Below are 19,122 nucleotides of genomic sequence, written 5' to 3' on the forward strand. Positions count from 1 at the left end.
GCCAACCATTGTGCCTTCTTCTAGACTGTTAGCCATGACACTCAACTCCACTGCCCCCCGTGAGGGAACGTCTTTCGGCATCGATATCGGCGGCTCCGGCATCAAAGGCGCCATCGTCGATCTCGCTTCGGGCGAGTTCGTGGGCGACAGGCTCAAGGTAACCACCCCCCAGCCCTCCACCCCGCAGGCTGTTGCTGCCATCGTCAGCGACATCGTCAAGCAACACCACTGGGAGGGCCCGGTAGGCATCACCTTGCCTTCCGTGGTCAAGGACCAGAAGGTGCTCAGCGCGGCCAACATTGACAAAACATGGATTGGCGTCGATGCGCAGGAACTGTTTTCGGGTTTTCTTGATGTGCCCTTCAGCGTGCTTAACGACGCCGACGCCGCAGGCCTCGCCGAAGTCGCCTACGGGGACGGCCAAGCCCAGAAAGGCTCCGTCGTCTTCCTCACCCTGGGCACCGGCATCGGCTCGGCCTTCTTGCTCGACGGGCAGCTCTTCCCCAATACGGAGCTCGGCCACCTCATGGTGGGAAGCCACGAGGCGGAGCATCTGGCTTCCTCGGCGGCCAAGGATCGCAATGGCCTGAAATATAAGCAGTGGGCCAAGCACCTCAACCGAGTGCTCTACGAGTACGAGAAGCTCTTCAACCCGCAGTGCTTCATCATCGGTGGCGGAATTTCCCGTAAATTCGACAGGTGGGGGCAGCACCTGACGGTTTCTACCCCTGTCTTCCCCGCTCACCTGCGCAATCGTGCCGGAATCGTGGGCGCCTCCATGGCGGTTGTGGAAGGGATTCGGCCTTAAACTAGGCCGGGAAGGCCCAATTAGGGCAGCTAGCGGCGACCTAGTAGCCCACCAGTTGGGCAAGATGATCTATACTGGGCCGTCGATCGTAAGTTGAAAAGCTAGCGGCGCGCCTCGCCTGCGCAATTGCGAGGGGCCTAGCATGATTTAGGTGATCGCATCACAATGCGATCTCTGCTGTTTTTCACTCAAAGAATAAGGCGAAAGGGCGTACGTGGCAGCCACCGATTCTTCAGACCAGGTACTCAGTGAGAGCGTAGAGGCCGCTGGGTCATCTACACCTGCAAAGAAGACCGCCAAGAAGACGGCGAAGAAGACCGCTCGTAAGACGGCCAAGAAGACCACCAAAAAGACTGCGAAGAAGACGGCCAAAAAGACCGTTCGCAAAACTGCGAAGAAGACGGCCAAGAAGACGGTGCGCAAGTCTGCAGCTAGCAAGCAGGAAGCACCCGAGGAGGCAACTCCAGGTGTCTCCGAAGAGCTCGATGAGGACACCCCCATCGACCACGGCGAGCACGATGAGCATGATGACGTGGACATCGAGCCAGATCACGCCGATCTCAGCGATGAAGAGGACCTCACCGATGAGGAGGGTGACGGAGCGCAGACCGAGGAGCTAGGGGAAGACGGCGAGGAAGATGATTCCGGTTCTTCCGTCTGGGACGAGGATGAATCCGCCACCCTGCGCCAGGCGCGCAAGGATGCCGAGCTCACTGCCTCGGCCGACTCGGTGCGCGCCTACCTCAAGCAAATTGGTAAGGTCGCCTTGCTCAACGCTGAGCAGGAGGTCTCCCTAGCCAAGCGCATCGAGGCCGGGCTTTTTGCCCAGCACCGTATGGATGAGATGACTGAGGCTGTCGCCCACGGGGACAAGGACGCAAAGCTCTCCCCTTCGACCAAGCGCGATCTGCGCGCCATCGCCCGCGATGGCCGTAAGGCCAAGAATCACTTGCTTGAGGCCAACCTCCGCCTGGTTGTCTCCCTGGCTAAGCGTTATACGGGTCGCGGCATGGCCTTCTTGGACCTGATCCAGGAGGGAAACCTGGGCCTTATCCGCGCCGTCGAAAAGTTCGACTACACCAAGGGCTACAAGTTCTCCACGTATGCCACCTGGTGGATCCGTCAGGCCATCACGCGCGCAATGGCGGATCAGGCTCGCACTATTCGCATTCCTGTGCACATGGTCGAGGTCATCAACAAGCTGGGCCGTATCCAGCGCGAGCTCTTGCAGGATTTGGGCCGCGAGCCCACCCCGCAGGAGCTGGCGAAGGAGATGGACATCACCGAGGAGAAGGTGCTGGAGATCCAGCAATACGCTCGTGAACCCATCTCACTGGATCAGACCATCGGTGATGAGGGCGATTCCCAGCTGGGTGACTTCATCGAAGACTCTGAGGCCGTCATCGCGGTCGATGCGGTGTCCTTCACCCTGCTCCAGGATCAGCTCCAGGACGTGCTCACCACGCTCTCCGAGCGTGAGGCCGGCGTTGTCCGCCTGCGCTTCGGCCTGACGGACGGCATGCCGCGTACTTTAGATGAGATCGGGCAGGTCTACGGCGTTACCCGCGAGCGTATCCGCCAGATTGAGTCTAAGACCATGTCGAAGCTGCGCCACCCCTCGCGCTCACAGGTTCTGCGCGACTACCTAGACTAGGGCGCCATCAGCGCCTCGATCCGGATCCGCAAGGCCTCTGCCTTCGATACCGCCTCGAGGCGCTGCTCGGTTCCGGGTGCCTGCTCGACGAGTATTATCATCGCCTCAATCTCGCGCCTTTTTGCCTCCGCGAGAGAGGGCTGCGCGCGCAGGCGCTCCTCCAAGACAGTGCCGATGCCCTTAGTCAAGACGGCATCACTCCACCGAAATTCTAGGTTGCGCAGATCACGGACCGAATCTTGCGCGAGGAGCTCTATCTCCTCGGCCGTTTCGGAACTTTCCCGCTGCGCAGCCACGCCCTTCCATGCGTAGGCTATGAGCATACCCGCGCCGACTATGGCACCAATAGCAACGACTACCCCCACTAGCCACAGTGCTGCCGCCAGGATCCACATGACAATGCCAATGAGGAAGACCACGACGAATAGGGCTGCGCACCCCGAACCACTACTGCCCTTGGACATGATTAGTTCTCCTCCATTGATGCGATCCACTCACCGGCGAATTCCATGATGACGATTCCTAAGGCGATTCCGATAATGGCGATAAGGACCGCTGCTATGGTCAAGGCGATTGCGCGGCCGACTCCGTGCCCTTGGCTTCGCGCAAAGCCCTCGGAGGCACGCTGCAGTTTTTGCTGATACTGCACCAGGTCTGCGGCACTGGCGATGCCGGCACGCTGCGCTCGCAGCCACTGGGCATCGGCCAACTTAAACGTAGGCTTTTCTGCGCCGTCTTTGAGTGCTACTTTTGCGCTCTGTGCGGCGGATACATTGTCTTCGGAGGGACTAGTCCGGTGCGAAGGGGATGGACCCTGCGCAAACGGGGTGGGTTCTTGGCTGGTACTCATGGAAAAGACTCTACTTCCACCTACGGACATTCCTCCCCCAGCCCATTCGAACATGTGTCCCCCGCACATGTCATCCCCAAAAGAAGCTATAGTATGATACTTATATCCATCTAATGTTTGATCTATCGAAGGAATAGCCAGTGTCTCCCAAACACGGCATCAGCCCGTGGGTCCCCAACCAACACGGCGCTTGGGCCATGCTGATTGCTCCTGCAGTGGCCGGAACAATCGCATCGCTAAATTACTTTCTCACCGACGCTACCGAAGGCGAGCTCACCTGGCGCGGCCCGACGGCCGTATTCGCCACCCTCGTGGCCTGGTTTTTCGGATACTTCACCTTCTTCGCCCTAACGTTAGTGGCCAAGGCGCGCACGGCCCAGCGCCGCAGCGCCTACGCTCGCCCGATTTATGTCTACGGCCCCATCACCGCCATCGCCGCCGCCGTGACACTACTTGCCCATCCCGCACTTATCGTATGGGCTGCCTTCTTCGGCCCACTTATGTCGCTGGCCCTATGGGAGACTTTCCACAGCCGACCGCGGTCAATGGCCTCTGGGATTTCCACCACGCTGGCCTCCGCCTTACTCGTGCCGGTGTTGTGGATGGCCGCGCACCACGTCGGCTTCGGCGCCATCGACAAGCAGGTGTGGATTTCCTACCTATTTCTGGCCCTGTATTTCTCGGGTACTGTACCGCTAGTCAAGTCCATGGTCCGTGAACGCAATACTCCCGGATTCGTGCGTCTCTCGGTGCTCTTGCATGTCGGCGCATTGCTCATCTTCCTCGCCGCCTGCGCGTTAAGCGCGGTGCGCATCACCGTCCCCATCATTCTCATGGCGATAATCCTCGCGCTGGCACTGCTGCGCGCTTGGTGGATTCCCAGAGACGCCGCCCGCGGCCACACTTGGACCGCCAAGAAGGTAGGCAAGTGCGAGACCCCGCTGGTTGTCGCGGCCACGGTGGTCACCATCGCCGCACTCCTCTAGGCACGAACGCCATCATCGATGCTCCTAGATTGTCCCCGGCGCGTCTTTTGCGCGCACCTCAAAGTCTTGATTACAATGGCAAACAACATGACCGGTTCCGCTGCCCACTTCTCTGGGAGTCCAGGACCGGTCTTCGTTTCTTCTTGAAGATTCGTCGGAGCTCTCCGTGACCCAACACAAGCAGTTCAAGACTTACGCGGAACAAGTAGCCCTGTTGCGAGGACGCGGAATGAGCTTTCGTGACCCTGCTGATGCAGAAACCCTTCTGTCCTCTCTGAACTATTACCGGTTGTCAGCATATTGGCACCCGATGCGACACTTTGACCAGGACTCTCGCGCAGCACTCGATCGTTTCAAGGGAGGGACCACATTCGAGCTCGTCGTGGACCTCTACGAATTTGATGAAAGGCTTCGGCACTGCGTCTTCGTCGAATTAGATCGGGTAGAAACTGCCATGAGGTCGATGCTCGGCTATGAGCTAGGACGGATTGACCCGCAGATTCACCTAAAGCCTAAGAAGCTCGGGGCACTTGCCTCCAGCAAAAGAAAAAACAATCGTACGGTCTATGAGGTATGGATTAGGAAGTACAACACTGCGCTGGAATCCTCAAAAGAAGACTTCGTTACCCATCACAAACAAAAGTATGGTGGTACCCTGCCGATTTGGGCTGCGGTGGAGCTGTTGGACTGGGGAATGCTCTCACATCTCTTCGCCATGTCCCCAAACATTGCGCGAAACCGGGTAGCCCATCGTTGTGATCTAAACGGCCCGCAGCTTGCCTCATGGTTAAAGTCCCTCAATATTGTTCGCAACTATGCGGCCCACCATGCCCGGATGTTCAACCGCGCTTACGACATCAAGCCCAAACTCAACGACGATCCCAGTCTCGTTGCAGCAAGGAGCTCGATGAACAGAGTTTTCGGGCAACTAAGTTTGATTCAGTATCTTCACCTTAAGCTTGGTCTTTCGTCTGGACAGAGTTTTCCCCGCCTTCTGGAGGGCTATCCGGATAACGCACTTGTACCTTTTCGAGTCCTCGGTGCCCCAGAGCAATGGAGAACCCTAGCCCTATGGCAAGCATCGTGAGTTCCCCTATTTTCTAAACTCGGCCCTGCAATGCAGACGAAGGAAAAGGGGGCGGTCAATAATAGAGCCCATGACTTCTTTCTCCGACGTCCTCAGCCAGCTGCGTGAGAACCAGCCGGCGGGCAAGTACGGCATCGCTTTTGAAAAGCTCATGGTGAACTATTTCCGCACGGATCCGACTCTGCGGGATGAGTACTCGGAGGTAACGCGCTGGACGGACTGGCGCTATAACGGCGGCAAGCAAGACACAGGCATTGACCTCGTGGCCCGGCGCGCCGAGGACCAGGCGTGGGTGGCCATTCAGTGCAAGTTCTATAAGCCGGATACCTATATCCAAAAGCGCCATCTCGACTCCTTCTTTGAGGCCTCGGGGCATTCCTTTGAAACGCCGGAGGGAAAGCAGTCCTTTGCGCAGCGGCTCATTATTTCCACCTCGGACAGGTGGTCCGCCAACGCGGAGGGGATGTTAGAGAACCAGCTCATCCCGGCGAACCGGATTGGGGTGGCTTCCATCGCGGACTCCCCCATTGACTGGGACGTTACTTTCCCCGGCTCCGAGATGGAGGTCAACCTCAGCCGCCGCGAGGTCTTTGAGCCCCGCCCCCATCAAAGCGAGGCTATAAACAAGGCCATCGCCGGCTTTTCCACCCATGACCGCGGCAAGCTCATCATGGCGTGTGGCACAGGCAAGACTTTCACGGCGCTGCGCTTGGCAGAGAAGTTTGCCCAGGACAACGGCGGGCGTGCCCGCGTGCCCTTCCTCGTGCCCTCCATTTCGTTGCTTTCGCAGACGCTCAAGGAGTGGACCGCGCAATCCCAGAGCGCGCTGCCGCTGAAGTCATATGCTGTGTGCTCGGACACGAAGGTCTCTAAGAAAGCGGAGGACATTGCCTCCTATGACTTGGAGGTGCCCGTATCCACCAACGGTGAGGACATCGCCCGGCGCACCAATCTGGGAAAGCGGCGCAAGGGCCTCAACGTGGTCTTCTCCACGTATCAGTCCATCGGCGCCATCCACGATGCCCAGGCTGAGTTCGGGATGGAAGATTTCGACCTCATCATCTGCGATGAGGCCCACCGCACCACGGGGGTTACCCTCTACGGCGAGGATCCTTCGAACTTCGTGCGCGTGCACGACAATGACTACATCGGGGCGGGCAAGCGTCTTTATATGACTGCCACCCCGCGCCTTTTTGATGACACGGTGAAGGGCAAGGCTGCCGAACACTCCGCAGAGCTGGCCTCGATGGATGATGAGGCCATCTTCGGTCCGGAGTTCTACCGCCTTGGCTTCGGTGCCGCGGTGGAAAAGGGCCTGCTCACTGACTACAAGGTCCTCGTGATGACGGTGGACGAGGACGTCGCCGCCGATACTCTAACCACCAAAAATAGCCCGGAAGTCAATCTCACGCTCGCCTCCGCCATGATTGGCGCGTGGAATGGGCTGGCTAAACGCTCGGGCACCGAGCAGGGCAAGAAGTATGGCTTCGAGGAAAACGCCTCACCCATGCGCCGCACGGTCGCCTTTGCCAAGGACATTAAGACTTCGACGCAGATTGCGGAGTCTTTCCCCGCCATCATCAACCAGTACCGCGCCTCCCTCAAGGATCACGCCGCGCTTAACGATGTCTCCTTGCTCAACATCGACCTCTCCGTCGCCGCCCAGCACGTGGACGGTTCCATGAACGCCATGGAACGCAACACACGGCTGTCGTGGCTGGAATCAACCATCCCCACTGATGAGACCCGCGTGCTCACCAACGCCCGCTGCCTCTCGGAGGGCGTGGATGTCCCCGCACTGGATGCGGTCATCTTCTTCAACCCCCGCAACTCCATGGTGGATGTGGTCCAGTCGGTCGGCCGCGTCATGCGCAAGTCTCCGGACAAGGACTACGGCTACATCATCTTGCCTGTGGCCATCCCTGCGGGGCAGTCGCCCTCGGAGGCGCTCAACGATAACAAGCGCTTCAAGGTGGTCTGGCAGATCCTCAACGCACTGCGCGCGCACGATGACCGCTTCAACGCCAAGATCAACTCGCTGAGCCTCAACGATCCCAGCGCACAGACCGAGCTGCCCATCTCCGTGCAGGAGGTGACCAACCCGCTCAAGGTGGCATCCGAGGAGGCCAAGGAGAAGCTCGGCGAGCACGAGGGCGATAAGACCACCGAGGGAAATGCAAACACTCCCTCCGGTGAAGAGCTTGCCCTCTTCTCTCTGGAGCAGTGGCAAGAGGCCATGTACACCAAGCTGGTGGACAAGGTTGGCACCCGCACCTACTGGGAGGATTGGGCCGACGATGTAGCTCATATCGCCGAGGCTCAAATACTGCGGATCAAGGCGCTGATCGCCGCCGCCGATCCGAAGATCAAGAAAGAGTTCGCCGTCATCTCGTTAGCGGAGGGAGCGCAACCGACATTGAACGAAATGTCGAATTTGAACGATGCCGACGCATTGGTTGGATTCGCCCAATGGTGGAAGCATTTAACCACGACTACCCTTCTGAGAAGAACATCAACTGGTGGGTGAGCCCAGACCCTCGGTGGCGCGGGCGACGGTACGTCCTAGCAACGGAGAACTTCGAATACGTTCTTTTCGTTGAAGAGCGCGGAAGCTATGCGCTTGTCGTCACCGCGTACTTTGTTGAAATACCGCGACGGCGAAACAAGTTCAAAAAGCAGCATGATGACTTCTGGGAGATAAAGCAAGGATCGCCCGCTTAGCGAACGATCCCAGATACTCTTTCAACATCTTGGTTGATGAGCTATTTGAAAGCCTAGCAGATATGTCAAAACTCTATTGGCCCTTAGAAACAGGCGCCAGCGGAGAGACTCGGCGAACAAAGAAATAGGAATAGGCTCCATTTTCCAAGGGGACGCGGGGGTGAGCTTGACATGTAGATTCACTGCCCCGAAACGAAAAGCACGTTAGTTAGGAAACCCGCAGTGGCGCAGCGCTGCCCGCAACGCCAAGCTTATTGGACTTGAAGCTTATCCTCAACGCACTGGTTGATGGCGTCTTGATCATCGAGTGTGACGCAGTCACTGAAGACTGCGACGAAAGAACCGATGATGTAGAGGCCGACCGCCAGGGCCACTGCGGCCAGCACGAGCCCGGTCACAGTCATCCATGTGCGGCGATCCTTGGCAGCCTTCGAGCGATTGCGAATGAAGGCGATAATAGCCAGGATCACGGTGATGAACCCGAGAAGAATACCCACCCCGAAGATCATGGTGAGCAAGGATAAAACGCCGAAGATCAACGTCACCAGCGCCATGGTGGACTTCTTACCTGCGCTTTGTGCAGGATCGCTCATGGCGCCCCCATAGCTTGCCCCCGAGTAGGCGCTGGCTTGGGGCTGTGAACCATAGGAAGGAAGCCCGGAGTCACTCGGCGTGGAGTAGTTTCCTGGGGCCGAAGAGTCCTCCGGCGCAGGATTGCTGCCGTGGTCTGCGTCGGCGGAACGGTCGCCGTCAGAGTTAAAGGGATTGCTCAAAGCGGGTGCCTCAGTTCTCAAAGTAGTGCCATTTGTGGTGCTGTTTCTGCTTAGTCTACGTGAGAAATTTACCATTTCCGCAAGTAGTCGATGCGCTTGCGCAATTGCTCAGCGTTGCACAAGGCGGTGGGCGGACCGCCGCAGGCCTTTCGCGCTTCGGTGTGGATGGCGCCGTGCGGGCGCCCGGAGCCCTGGGCCGCGATGGACACGGCGGTGTTGAGCTCTTTGCGCAAGGCGGAGATCTCGTCGACGACTCCCCCGCCGTTGGTGCTGACGCCGTTGCTGCCGGAGCCGTTGTCGTTTGAGCTGTTGCTACCGGAGCCGTAGTCGCTTGAGCTGGGACGCGGCGCGTACTCCATGCCATAGAGCTGGCGGCGGTGTTCCTCGGCTGCTTGCGCAGCCCGGCGCGCCTTCTCCTCGGCTTCCTTGCGGTCAAGTTCCTCGGATTGCTTGTGGCGCAGCAGGTCCTTGACCTGTTCGGCGTCGAGAAGCCCGGGGATGCCGAGGAAGTCGGAATCGACGTCTTCGGTCACATCACCCGTGGTGAACTGCGAGCCGTTGAAAAGGAGCCCGGAGAACTCTGCCTCGGCGCCGAGTGCCTCATAGGAGGGCTCGAGCATATCGGGCTGGGTCTTCTTCTGGTTGGCCTCCGCGAGGAGGTCGTCGTCCCAGCCTTCCTTGTCGGGGTTCTTCTCCCCCAGGACGTGATCGCGCTGCTTTTCCATGTTCTCGGCCAGGCCTAAGAGAACGGGCACAGAGGGCAGGAATACAGAGGCGGTCTCCCCCGGCATGCGCGAACGCACGAAACGACCGATGGCCTGAGCGAAAAACAGCGGCGTCGAGGCGGAGGTGGCGTAGACGCCGACGGCCAGGCGCGGGACGTCCACTCCCTCAGACACCATGCGCACAGCGACCATCCACTCGTCGGTGCTCTCGGAGAACTCGGCGATGCGGTCAGAGGAGCCGGGATCATCGGACAAGATGATGGAGACCGGTGTATTCGAGAGCTGCTTGAGAATGCGGGCATAGGCGCGCGCGGTCTGCGTATCGGTGGCTAGGACAAGGCCGCCGGCGTCGGGCATATTGCGCCGCATCTGCATCAGGCGCGTGTGCGCGGCCTGCAACACGGACGGAATCCACTCGCCCTTCGGATCGAGTGCCGTCTTCCAGGCGCGGGCGGTTTGCTCCGGGTTGAGAATATCGCCCAGGCGGGCGCTGAACTCCTCGCCCGCGCTATCGCGCCAGCGGGCCTCCCCCGAGTAGGAAAGGAAGACCACCGGGCGCACCACGCCGTCGGCAAGCGCATCGCCGTAACCGTAGGTGTGGTCCGAACGTGAGACCAAGTGGCCTTCCCCGTCCTGCTCGTAGCGCACGAAAGGGATCTGCGAATCATCGGAGCGGAAGGGCGTACCCGTCAGCGATAGGCGGTGCTCGACGTCGTCATAGGCCTCGCGCACACCATCGCCCCAACTCTTGGCATCACCGGCGTGGTGAACCTCATCGAGGATCACCAAAGTGCGCCGCGCGGAGGCAATGGCACGGTGCTTAAACGGGTGCATTCCCACCTGGGCGTAGGTGACAACAATGCCGTCGTAGGCCGGGTTGACCGCCGAGGAGTTGCTAAAGTTCGGGTCCAGGCCAAGGCCTACTCGCGCGCCGGCCCGCGACCACTGCACCTTAAGGTGTTCGGTGGGCACGACCACGATAATGCGCTCGACGGTGCGATCTTCGAGCAGTTCAGTAGCTACCCGCAGGGCAAAGGTAGTCTTGCCCGCGCCGGGGGTGGCCACGGCCATAAAGTCTTGAGGTTTACTTGCGAGAAACTTGTGCAAAGCGGCTTGCTGCCAAGCGCGCAACTGCCCTTTGTTCTTACTCACTTGCGCCGCAGACCTCGGTAGATTCGCTCGCAGTCGGGGCACACCGGGGAGCCCGGCTTGGCCTGCTTGGTCACGGGAAAGGTCTCCCCGCACAGCGCAACGACGTACTTGCCGTTGACTGCGGAGTCGAGGATATTGTCTTTCTTGACGTAGTGAAAGAACTTCGGGGTGTCATTGCCACCGCGCGAGGTGTCTTCCTTGATGTCTGGGCGTTCAATAGTCTTTGTCGTGGTGCGTGTCGCGGTAGTCGTTGTAGTACTCACGGTCTCCATCTTTCCCCATCGGTGTCGAAGTTCGCGAGTTCGCAGTCTACCCTTAGGAACATGCACTCGAAGAACTCGCACGACGGCTCGGGCCCCACGTCACTGTGGGCACGGGTCTTCTCCCTGCGGTGGCTTAAGCGCCGGCGTGCGCAGTTAATCACGGATGCCCAGGAATCCCCCGGGCAAGACAGGCATCGGCGCGAGATCTGGTACGCGGTTCTGCAGTTTTTGCGCGTTCCCTCTCTCCTCATCGCCGGCTGGCTCATCTATTCCTTCCATGCTTGGGTGCCCGCCGCTTTCATCGTCGGGGTGACCTTTCCGCTGCCGTGGATGGCGGTTGTCATAGGAAATAGCCGGGGTCGGCCTAAGGACAAGCGCGAGAAGAACATCTACAAGCCGGCGCTTGCCCGGCAGATGGCGCGCGCCCAGGCCCAGCAACTGAGCCGACCGCAGGCCAAGTCGCTGGATTCCACGGTGCATGAGACCATTGAGCATTCAACGATTGAGCACGACAGCAATGACCACACTAAAGGAGGCCCCCAGACATGAATTCCTGGGAATCGGAGGACAGCCCACAAGGCTTTTTGGCCGCGACCGCCGCAGAATTGGCACAGTTCTTGGCCGGGGCTGGGTACAGCGCCGACGGCATCGCCGGTCACCTCGGACCGGAATACACCGAGGCAATGCATCGCGGTGAACCCGCTGCGGTAGAGATGGCCACTGCGGGAAACACGCAGTTAGATGTCCTCATCCGCCTCTTTCTCCTCCATGAGGCCGTGCCCGCCACCCTGCTTGGCGACGTCGTCGGTGCCCGCCTCGCCGGTCGCCTCCTCGATTCCGGCATCGCCGTCGGTGACGGGCACGGTACTGTCTCCATCGCGCTCGACATCCGACCGCATGTCATCGTGGGCCGCAATCGCCTCGTCTTTTCCGATATCGACGCTTCCTTGAGCACTATCGTCCCCGGACCTGATCACGTATTGGGCGTGGGCGCGGCTAGCCTTTCCCTCTTGCAATCCACTCCTATATCGCCCGTTGGCACCGTGCTGGATCTCGGTGCCGGCTCCGGTGTGCAGACCCTGGGGCAGCTGACGTGCGCGCAGACCGTGACTGCCACCGACGTTCACCCGCGCGCCCTGGAGCTGGCTGAGGTAACCCTGGCAGCGGCTGGAACTGAGGATGCCGAACGCGTCGAACTGCTGCAGGGTTCCTGGTTCGAGCCGGTGGCCGGGCGCACTTTCGACCGCATCGTATCCAACCCGCCCTTTGTGGTTGGTCTGCCGGAAGTCGGCCATGTCTATCGCGATTCAGGTCTTGACCTCGACGGGGCCAGCAAGCTCGTGGTTTCCCAGGCCGCCTCGCACCTCAGCCCCGGCGGCACAGCCCACCTCTTGGCCGCATGGGTGCATCACGGTGAAGAGTCTTGGCAGCAGCGCGTAGCCTCCTGGCTGCCCGATACCGGCGTGGCCGCCTGGATCATCCAGAGAGATGTGGCTGACCCAGCACTCTACGTATCGACCTGGCTCAAGGATGAATCCGTCGACGTGCGCAGTCCCCTCGGTCGCGAACGCTCCCGGCTGTGGCTGCAACACTTTAGCGATGCCGACGTCACCGGCATTGGTTTCGGATTCGTCGCCATTCAGAAGCTGGCGGACGAGAACGAGCCTTCCGATATTCTGGCCGAGTACATGCCGCAGCCTTTCGAGGATCCCCTGGGACCAGAGGTGGAAGAGTACTTCGCGCGCATCGCCTGGCTGCGCGAGCTGGTTCCCGGCGAGCTGGAGCATAAGCACTGCGCCCTACGCCCCGGCCTAGCGCGCGAGGACATAGCGCTGGCTGATGAGGAAACCGCCATGGGCTTTAAGCGCGCTGTATTGCGCCTTACCCGCACCGAAGGCCCGCGCTGGTCCCACGAAATCGATGAGCATCTCGCCTCCATCGTCGCCGGGCTCAATCCCCGCGGTCTCAGCTTGGGTGAGACTATTGAGCTCTATGCCGCAGCCCACGGCTTCGACGAGGATGCGCTCACCGCAGCGGCCTTGCCTGCCGTGGTCGATCTCATTCGCCACGGCATTGTCATCCCCGCCGATCTACTCCTGGAGGAAAGCCTGTGAGGGCAGTCATCACCCGCGTCTCGCACGCCTCCGTCAGCGTCGAGGGAGAGGTGGTCGGCTCCATCGACGCCCCCTCGACCGGAGGCCTGCTCGTCTTACTCGGAGTCTCGCGGGAGGACCTCGAAGAGTGGGAGTCGCGTGCCGAGAAAATGGCCCGCAAGATTGCCGAGCTCCGCATCCTCGACGGCGAGACCAGCGTCAGCGAAGCTCACGCCCCCGTCCTCCTCATCAGCCAGTTCACGCTCTATGGCCGTACCGCCAAGGGCCGGCGGCCCTCCTGGTCTGATGCCGCGCCGGGAGAGGTAGCCGAGCCGATCATCAACGCCGTCATCGCAGCGCTGCGTGCGCGTTCTATCACCGTGGCGGAAGGGCAGTTCGGCGCACTGATGTCGGTATCCTCGGTCAACGAGGGGCCGTTTACCGTGCTGGTGGAGACCTAGCACCGGCACACTACCCCCGAAAATGTTGTCTCCGAAAGTTGGAAGCACAGATTTCTATTTCTGGGAACTAATCCGAAATTCGTGCCGTTGTATCTTGTGTAAAAGGCGCCAACTTCAGGAGGCAAGAGATGACAACTACATCCGCCCGCACCGCCGCTGATGTGCATGACATCAAGGACGAAGATGAGCAAGAAGTAGACCGCGGCTCGCGCCGCAATCAGACTAATGACAATCCATCCGCTGACTTGGTACGCGTTTACCTCAACGGAATCGGAAAAACCGCACTGCTCAGCGCCGCGGATGAAGTGGAGCTTTCCCAGGCCATCGAGGCCGGACTCTACGCCGAATACAAACTAGCCAATTCTGAGAAACTCACCCGCGCCACCAAGCGCGATCTCAAGATTTTGGTGCGCGAGGGCAAGAAGGCCCGCTCCCACCTCCTCGAGGCCAACCTGCGCCTCGTCGTTTCCCTAGCCAAGCGCTACACCGGCCGTGGGATGCCGCTTTTGGACCTTATCCAAGAGGGCAACTTAGGTCTTATCCGGGCCATGGAGAAGTTTGATTACGCCAAGGGCTATAAGTTCTCCACCTACGCCACATGGTGGATCCGCCAGGCCATTACGCGCGGCATGGCAGATCAGTCGCGCACTATTCGCCTCCCTGTCCACTTGGTCGAGCAGGTCAATAAGCTCTCCCGGATCAAGCGTGAGATGTACCAGTCTCTCGGACGCGAAGCCACCAATGAGGAGCTCGCTGAAGAGTCCGGCATTGATGAGTCCAAGATTGAGATGCTGCTGCGCCAGTCCCGTGACCCAGTATCGCTCGACATGCCCGTGGGCACCGACGAGGAGGCTCCCCTCGGAGACTTCATCGAGGACGCTGAGGCCACGGACGCCGAAACGGCCGTCGTTGCCTCCATGCGCCACTCCGATATCCGCGAGGTCATTAGTTCCCTCGAGGAGCGTGAGCAAGACGTCATCCGCCTGCGCTATGGCCTCGATGATGGTGTTCCACGCACCCTTGACCAGATTGGACGCCGCTTCGGGCTCTCCCGCGAGCGTGTACGCCAGATTGAGCGCGAGGTCATGTCCAAGCTGCGGGACGGAAACCGCGCTGACCGTCTGCGTGAGTACGCCCTCTAAACGCTGTTCCATCGCGCTGAAGCTTCCTTAGTGCTTCCCCGCCCCGCGTGCTAATCCCGCTTCATCAGTGAGGGAATAGCGCGCGGGGCATTGGCGTTTTAAGTAAATGTCTACACATACCGCGCTGCCACCAAGGCTGGCTTTAAGTACGGTAGAGTTTAGTTTATTATTCTTGGGCTTACCTTAACTGGCGGAGCCTCCCGAAAATGTGCAGAAAGGCATGCCCACGTGAGGGACCTAGTCGATACCACTGAAATGTATCTGCGTACGATCTACGAGCTCGAGGAAGAGGGGATCACCCCGCTGCGCGCTCGCATCGCCGAGCGGCTTGAGCAGTCCGGCCCCACCGTCTCCCAGACTGTGGCCCGCATGGAGCGGGATGGTCTCCTCCACGTTCGCACCGATCGCAGCCTCGATCTCACGGCCAAGGGCCGCGAGCTTGCCACCGCGGTGATGCGCAAGCATCGCCTCGCCGAGCGCCTACTCACCGACATTCTGGGGCTTGATATCCACCAGGTGCACGATGAGGCTTGTCGCTGGGAACACGTGATGAGCAAGGACGTGGAAGAGCGCCTCGTTGCCATCTTGGATGATCCCACCCGCTCGCCCTTTGGCAACCCCATTCCAGCACTCGACGAGCTCGGCTACAAGCACCCCGCCATCGACTTTGGCACCCGCGCTATCGACTTGCCCGATGGGGTGGAAACGGATGCCACCATTTTTCAGATCAATGAGATCCTGCAGGTGGATACTGCTTCCTTCCGTGAGCTCACGGACGCTGGCGTAGCCGTAGGCGCTCCTGTCAAGGTGGTCAATAACAATGGCGCCGTGACCTTAACCACTGAAAGCGGCGCAAAGATCGAATTGCTCGATGACTTGGCCCACGCTATCCGCATCGAGGTGAAGTAGTATGAAGCTCCTCGTTACCGGCGGCGCCGGATACGTTGGAAGCGTCTGCGCTGCAGTCCTTCTTGAGCAGGGCCACGATGTCACCATCGTGGATAATTTTTCCACCGGCAACCGGGAAGCCGTACCTGAGGGCGCGCACCTGGTAGAGGGCAATGTCGCAGATGTCGCCGCAGACGTCCTTTCTGCCGGGGACTTCGAGGGAGTCCTCCACTTCGCGGCACGCTCGCTGGTGGGCGAGTCCGTGGAGATTCCTTCCGATTATTGGCACGGCAACGTTGTCACCACCTTGGCTCTGCTTGATGCCATGCGGGAGAACAATGTTCCCAGCCTGGTCTTCTCCTCCACTGCTGCCACCTACGGCGAGCCGAGCAAGGTCCCCATCACGGAGGACATGCCCACCCAGCCCACCAACCCCTATGGCGCAACGAAGTTGTCGATCGATTTCATGATCACGTCCTTCGCCAAGGCCTATGGCCTCGCCGCCACGTCGCTGCGTTACTTCAACGTCGCCGGCGCTTATGGCGATATCGGAGAGAACCGGGCTATCGAGACCCACCTCATCCCCATTGTCTTGCAGGTAGCCTTGGGCCACCGCGACAAGATCTACCTCTTTGGGGATGACTGGAATACTCCGGACGGCACTCCCGTGCGTGACTACATCCACATCCGCGATCTCGCGGACGCCCACGTGCTCGCACTGCAGGCTAATAAGCCCGGTGTTCACAGCATCTATAACCTGGGCTCGGGTGAGGGCTATTCCGTCAAGCAGGTCGTGGACATGTGCCGCAAGGTCACCGGCCGCGATATTCCTGCTGAGGTAGCCCCCCGCCGCGCCGGAGATCCGGCAGTGCTCGTCGCCTCCTCAGACAAGATCAAGTCCGAGCTGGGCTGGAAGCCCACCCGCACGGACCTGGAGACCATCGCCACTGACGCGTGGAACTTCACCCGTAATCTGGGAGACAAGGCTCATTCCGCCAAGCGCTAAGCTGCGTTTTCGGAAGTTGTTTCCTCCCCCAAGGCTGCCGCACGTGCAACGCGGCAGCCTTTTTGCATGCTGGAAGCAATGATCTCGAACTTCCCGGCGCGGTACACAGCAAAGATCAGGTTTCCAAGGCTGTGGTGCGCCTCCTCCTCCCGCAGGACGTGGAGTGCAGGGCCGGCATAGACAATGCATTCAGTGGTTAGCTCCACCGCCGCATAGAGCGCCAGGGCGTTCGCGCGAATTGTGCCCTTAAAGGTATGGGCTGCGGCCAACAGGAGCTTCGATGCTGCCTGCGGCTGCTCAATAAGATCGGACACGACGAGGTCGCGGACCCAGGTGGTTGAAAGCCACAGCGCCACGGTAGCCAGCATCTCGTGGTCACGGTAGGTCTCCTCTACGGAGGCCACCTCCGCGAGCAGGCGCGGGACATCCTCGATGAGCTCTGCCGCGCTCAGCGTCGATTCGGTGCCGCGAATGCGCAGGTTATTGCGCAGCTCCAGTCCAGCGCGGCGGGCTGCCTCAGCCATGGCGGCCGCGCTCTCTGGGCTCATGCAGGGATTAGAGCGGCTAAAACGCTCCATCATGTCGCCGCGGTTGAGCTCAGGGATCACGTGGTTATCCACGCAATGCCGCATGGACTGCGATGCCGTGATAGCCGGGATCTTTCCGTGCTCCCAGTCCTGCAGAGGCCCTGCCCCGTCCGGGCTGGTCGGGCCGAAGATCAATTCATAGGATTCGCCGGCGCAGATTTCCTCTACCCACCAGGCAGCGTCCACTGTTGTTCCGCCGCTGTCACCGGGCAACTCAACGACTCCTGCGGACAAGGAATCTTCTGCGATGGCCTCAACATCTCCCAGGGCATAGAGGAGATCACTAATGTCAGCGATCTCCGCCTGCGGGCGCTGGCTGATGATGAAGGCAAAGATGCATACGCAGTGCGGGGTGTTAAGCAGATCGGAAGCGTCAGCCCAGGCGTCGAAGATGTCAGGAATATCGACCCGAATGAGCGGACCGAGGCTGATCCCGGTGTCAGTGTGGGCCCCAGAGCCGGGTTGCTCGAGGCTAATAAAGATGACGGAATCGGTGGGATAGAAACCGAGCATCCCGGGAATATTGGATAGTAGTTCCCCCGGAGAGGAGATGTGCGGGTGAGCCTTTGGCGTGTGTGTATTGTGCATGAGTTCCACTCTTGCGTCATAGGTCGCAGTTCGAAAGACTAATTCTTCTTAAGGGGTTGCCTGTGGATAGTTTTCCGCCGTGGAGTCAGTGTTGGGCGCCTGGGGCGCGAAGTTTTCCACAGGCAGCGGCCGAGCCTATGGCCAAAAGCTACGTTTTCCGGCACAATGATTGTCTTAATCCTAACTTGGTGCCGCGTGGTCTTCCCCCAATTTCATCGTGGTCTCTTTGTGATTTCTGTGTTCTCACCGTGCTTGGTTCTTAATTCTGCTTCGCACGCTAGTTCAATAAGAGGGAATAGACCGGCCGGTTCACGTGTTGGAGTAAGTAAATATCAAGGAGGTAGAAGCCATGCACGAAGAAGAACGCAGCATGTACGAATTGGAGTACCCGGCCCCTTCGATCACGGACTATTCCGCCGAGGGAACCGGCCCAACCATGATCGTGGCCATGAACGGCTACGCTGATGCCGGGATGGCCGTGGAGGCCAGCGCCAATCACCTCAAGGCAGCACTGCATAGCCGTCAGCTCGCATCCTTTAACAATGACGAGCTCATCGATTACCGCTCACGCCGCCCTGCGGTGACCATTAGCAATGACCGCACCACGGACATAGAGCCCACGGAATTAGGCATCAAGGTTTTGCGCGATAACGCAGGAAAGTCCTTCCTGCTTCTCTCCGGCCCGGAGCCGGATATGCGCTGGGAGGCTTTTAGCAAGGCGGTCGTGTCTTTGGTGGAGAAGTTCGATATTGAAAACACCATCATGCTCTACGCCGCACCTATGCCGGTGCCACACACCCGTCCCACGGTCGTCACAGCACACGGCAACTCCTCAGAGCTCATCGGCCACATGGTCAAGGTAGATTCCACCATTATCGTCCCCGGCTCGGCCGCGCTCTTCTTGGAGAAGGCCCTCGATGACAAGGGGCGCAACGTGGCAGGCTATACGGTGCAGGTGCCTCATTACTTGGCATCTTCCTCTTATCCGCAGGCCTCTTATCAGCTGCTTAGCTCCATCGCCAACGCCGCTGGGTTGAACTTTCCCCTTGGCAGCCTCGAGGCCGATATTGAGCGCACCAACACTCAGTTGAGTGAGCAGGTCATGGACTCCGATGAGATCACGGGAGTGGTTCACCAGCTCGAGCAGCAGTATGACGAGTACATGCAGCGCTACCGCAGTGCTCACCCGCAGGCGATCATGCCCGGGGATGAAGCCCTGCCCAGTGCTGATGAATTGGGGGAAGAGTTTCAGGCTTTCCTCGCGGAGTTTGACAAGGATGGCGGCGAGAACAAAGAAGATGGACCGCGAGATTAAGGGCTAGCGTACCTGAAGGCGGC

At 59.7% G+C, this 19,122-nt stretch carries 17 protein-coding genes and 1 pseudogene; 12 read left to right on the forward strand and 6 right to left on the reverse strand.

The features are described 5' to 3' along the window. The first annotated feature begins 34 nt into the window (after nucleotides 1–34). Both ppgK and B2696_RS06780 read left to right on the forward strand, forming a co-directional pair. A complete protein-coding gene (ppgK, locus tag B2696_RS06775) occupies nucleotides 35–808 on the forward strand; it encodes a polyphosphate--glucose phosphotransferase (protein ID WP_075729934.1) in 774 nt (257 codons plus the stop codon). Between the two features lie 214 nt (nucleotides 809–1,022). Then, nucleotides 1,023–2,462, forward strand: coding sequence for an RNA polymerase sigma factor (locus B2696_RS06780; protein ID WP_075729935.1), 1,440 nt, complete (start codon nucleotides 1,023–1,025; stop codon nucleotides 2,460–2,462). Here B2696_RS06780 and B2696_RS06785 read toward each other — a convergent pair. Continuing rightward, entirely contained in the window at nucleotides 2,459–2,926 is a 468-nt protein-coding gene (locus B2696_RS06785; protein WP_286954622.1) for a hypothetical protein, read from the reverse strand. The genes B2696_RS06780 and B2696_RS06785 overlap by 4 nt on opposite strands. Nucleotides 2,927–2,928: 2 nt before the next feature. Then, nucleotides 2,929–3,312 (reverse strand): hypothetical protein, encoded by a 384-nt coding sequence (locus B2696_RS06790; RefSeq protein WP_286954624.1) that lies wholly within the window; start codon nucleotides 3,310–3,312, stop codon nucleotides 2,929–2,931. 140 nt (nucleotides 3,313–3,452) lie between these two features. On the opposite strand from B2696_RS06790, the gene B2696_RS06795 reads away from it, so the two are divergent. The 3 genes and pseudogenes from B2696_RS06795 to B2696_RS06805 all read left to right on the forward strand — a co-directional run. After that, nucleotides 3,453–4,298: a YwiC-like family protein gene (locus tag B2696_RS06795; protein WP_286954626.1), complete on the forward strand. Its 846-nt coding sequence runs from the start codon at nucleotides 3,453–3,455 to the stop codon at nucleotides 4,296–4,298. Nucleotides 4,299–4,464: 166 nt separating this feature from the next. Next, entirely contained in the window at nucleotides 4,465–5,385 is a 921-nt protein-coding gene (locus B2696_RS06800) for an Abi family protein (protein ID WP_286954627.1), read from the forward strand. 70 nt (nucleotides 5,386–5,455) lie between these two features. Then, nucleotides 5,456–7,876: pseudogene (locus tag B2696_RS06805) on the forward strand (DEAD/DEAH box helicase family protein); the annotation flags it as partial. A 481-nt stretch (nucleotides 7,877–8,357) separates the two neighbouring features. Here the strand turns inward: B2696_RS06805 and B2696_RS06810 are convergent. The 3 genes from B2696_RS06810 to B2696_RS06820 all read right to left on the reverse strand — a co-directional run bounded on the left by B2696_RS06810 (nucleotide 8,358) and on the right by B2696_RS06820 (nucleotide 11,019). Next, entirely contained in the window at nucleotides 8,358–8,879 is a 522-nt protein-coding gene (locus B2696_RS06810) for a hypothetical protein (RefSeq protein WP_286954629.1), read from the reverse strand. A 68-nt stretch (nucleotides 8,880–8,947) separates the two neighbouring features. Further along, the gene (locus B2696_RS06815) at nucleotides 8,948–10,756 is read right to left on the reverse strand and encodes a DEAD/DEAH box helicase (protein WP_286954631.1); all 1,809 of its coding nucleotides are present in this window, start codon (nucleotides 10,754–10,756) and stop codon (nucleotides 8,948–8,950) included. Next, a complete protein-coding gene (locus B2696_RS06820) occupies nucleotides 10,753–11,019 on the reverse strand; it encodes a DUF3039 domain-containing protein (RefSeq protein WP_232315902.1) in 267 nt (88 codons plus the stop codon). Before B2696_RS06820 ends, B2696_RS06815 begins: the two co-directional genes overlap by 4 nt. Before the next feature lie 60 nt (nucleotides 11,020–11,079). Here B2696_RS06820 and B2696_RS06825 point away from each other — a divergent pair, with 60 nt between their 5' ends. From B2696_RS06825 to galE, 6 genes are all read left to right on the forward strand, one after another. Further along, nucleotides 11,080–11,568, forward strand: coding sequence for a DUF3099 domain-containing protein (locus tag B2696_RS06825; protein ID WP_286954634.1), 489 nt, complete (start codon nucleotides 11,080–11,082; stop codon nucleotides 11,566–11,568). Beyond that, nucleotides 11,565–13,133 (forward strand): class I SAM-dependent methyltransferase, encoded by a 1,569-nt coding sequence (locus B2696_RS06830; RefSeq protein ID WP_286954636.1) that lies wholly within the window; start codon nucleotides 11,565–11,567, stop codon nucleotides 13,131–13,133. The genes B2696_RS06825 and B2696_RS06830 overlap by 4 nt, the downstream gene beginning before the upstream one ends. Continuing rightward, nucleotides 13,130–13,573, forward strand: a complete 444-nt coding sequence (gene dtd, locus B2696_RS06835; RefSeq protein ID WP_286954638.1) for a D-aminoacyl-tRNA deacylase — start codon at nucleotides 13,130–13,132, stop codon at nucleotides 13,571–13,573. The genes B2696_RS06830 and dtd overlap by 4 nt, the downstream gene beginning before the upstream one ends. 128 nt (nucleotides 13,574–13,701) lie before the next feature. Beyond that, complete coding sequence (locus B2696_RS06840) at nucleotides 13,702–14,715, forward strand: sigma-70 family RNA polymerase sigma factor (RefSeq protein WP_276622203.1); 1,014 nt, start codon at nucleotides 13,702–13,704, stop codon at nucleotides 14,713–14,715. Nucleotides 14,716–14,943: 228 nt separating this feature from the next. Beyond that, the gene (locus tag B2696_RS06845) at nucleotides 14,944–15,624 is read left to right on the forward strand and encodes a metal-dependent transcriptional regulator (RefSeq protein WP_286954641.1); all 681 of its coding nucleotides are present in this window, start codon (nucleotides 14,944–14,946) and stop codon (nucleotides 15,622–15,624) included. A gap of 1 nt (nucleotide 15,625) precedes the next feature. Next, a complete protein-coding gene (gene galE / locus B2696_RS06850) occupies nucleotides 15,626–16,609 on the forward strand; it encodes a UDP-glucose 4-epimerase GalE (RefSeq protein ID WP_286954643.1) in 984 nt (327 codons plus the stop codon). Here the strand turns inward: galE and B2696_RS06855 are convergent. Continuing rightward, nucleotides 16,606–17,784 (reverse strand): DUF4192 domain-containing protein, encoded by a 1,179-nt coding sequence (locus B2696_RS06855; protein WP_286954645.1) that lies wholly within the window; start codon nucleotides 17,782–17,784, stop codon nucleotides 16,606–16,608. The two genes, galE and B2696_RS06855, sit on opposite strands and share 4 nt — an antisense overlap. A gap of 349 nt (nucleotides 17,785–18,133) precedes the next feature. Here B2696_RS06855 and B2696_RS06860 point away from each other — a divergent pair, with 349 nt between their 5' ends. Continuing rightward, nucleotides 18,134–19,099, forward strand: a complete 966-nt coding sequence (locus tag B2696_RS06860) for a PAC2 family protein (protein ID WP_286954647.1) — start codon at nucleotides 18,134–18,136, stop codon at nucleotides 19,097–19,099. The last annotated feature ends 23 nt before the right edge of the window (nucleotides 19,100–19,122 follow it).

Origin of the sequence: Corynebacterium sp. UBA4397, assembly GCF_002390965.1 — a bacterium.
Lineage (GTDB): Bacteria > Actinomycetota > Actinomycetes > Mycobacteriales > Mycobacteriaceae > Corynebacterium > Corynebacterium flavescens.

What these genes read in the sequence shown, in the direction of transcription:
- ppgK (WP_075729934.1), top strand. Translation starts at nt 35, where the DNA reads ATGACACTCAACTCCACTGCCCCCCGTGAGGGAACGTCTTTCGGCATC.
- B2696_RS06785 (WP_286954622.1), bottom strand. Translation starts at nt 2,926, where the DNA reads ATGTCCAAGGGCAGTAGTGGTTCGGGGTGCGCAGCCCTATTCGTCGTG.
- B2696_RS06790 (WP_286954624.1), bottom strand. Translation starts at nt 3,312, where the DNA reads ATGAGTACCAGCCAAGAACCCACCCCGTTTGCGCAGGGTCCATCCCCT.
- B2696_RS06825 (WP_286954634.1), top strand. Translation starts at nt 11,080, where the DNA reads ATGCACTCGAAGAACTCGCACGACGGCTCGGGCCCCACGTCACTGTGG.
- B2696_RS06830 (WP_286954636.1), top strand. Translation starts at nt 11,565, where the DNA reads ATGAATTCCTGGGAATCGGAGGACAGCCCACAAGGCTTTTTGGCCGCG.
- B2696_RS06840 (WP_276622203.1), top strand. Translation starts at nt 13,702, where the DNA reads ATGACAACTACATCCGCCCGCACCGCCGCTGATGTGCATGACATCAAG.
- galE (WP_286954643.1), top strand. Translation starts at nt 15,626, where the DNA reads ATGAAGCTCCTCGTTACCGGCGGCGCCGGATACGTTGGAAGCGTCTGC.
- B2696_RS06855 (WP_286954645.1), bottom strand. Translation starts at nt 17,784, where the DNA reads ATGCACAATACACACACGCCAAAGGCTCACCCGCACATCTCCTCTCCG.
- B2696_RS06860 (WP_286954647.1), top strand. Translation starts at nt 18,134, where the DNA reads ATGCACGAAGAAGAACGCAGCATGTACGAATTGGAGTACCCGGCCCCT.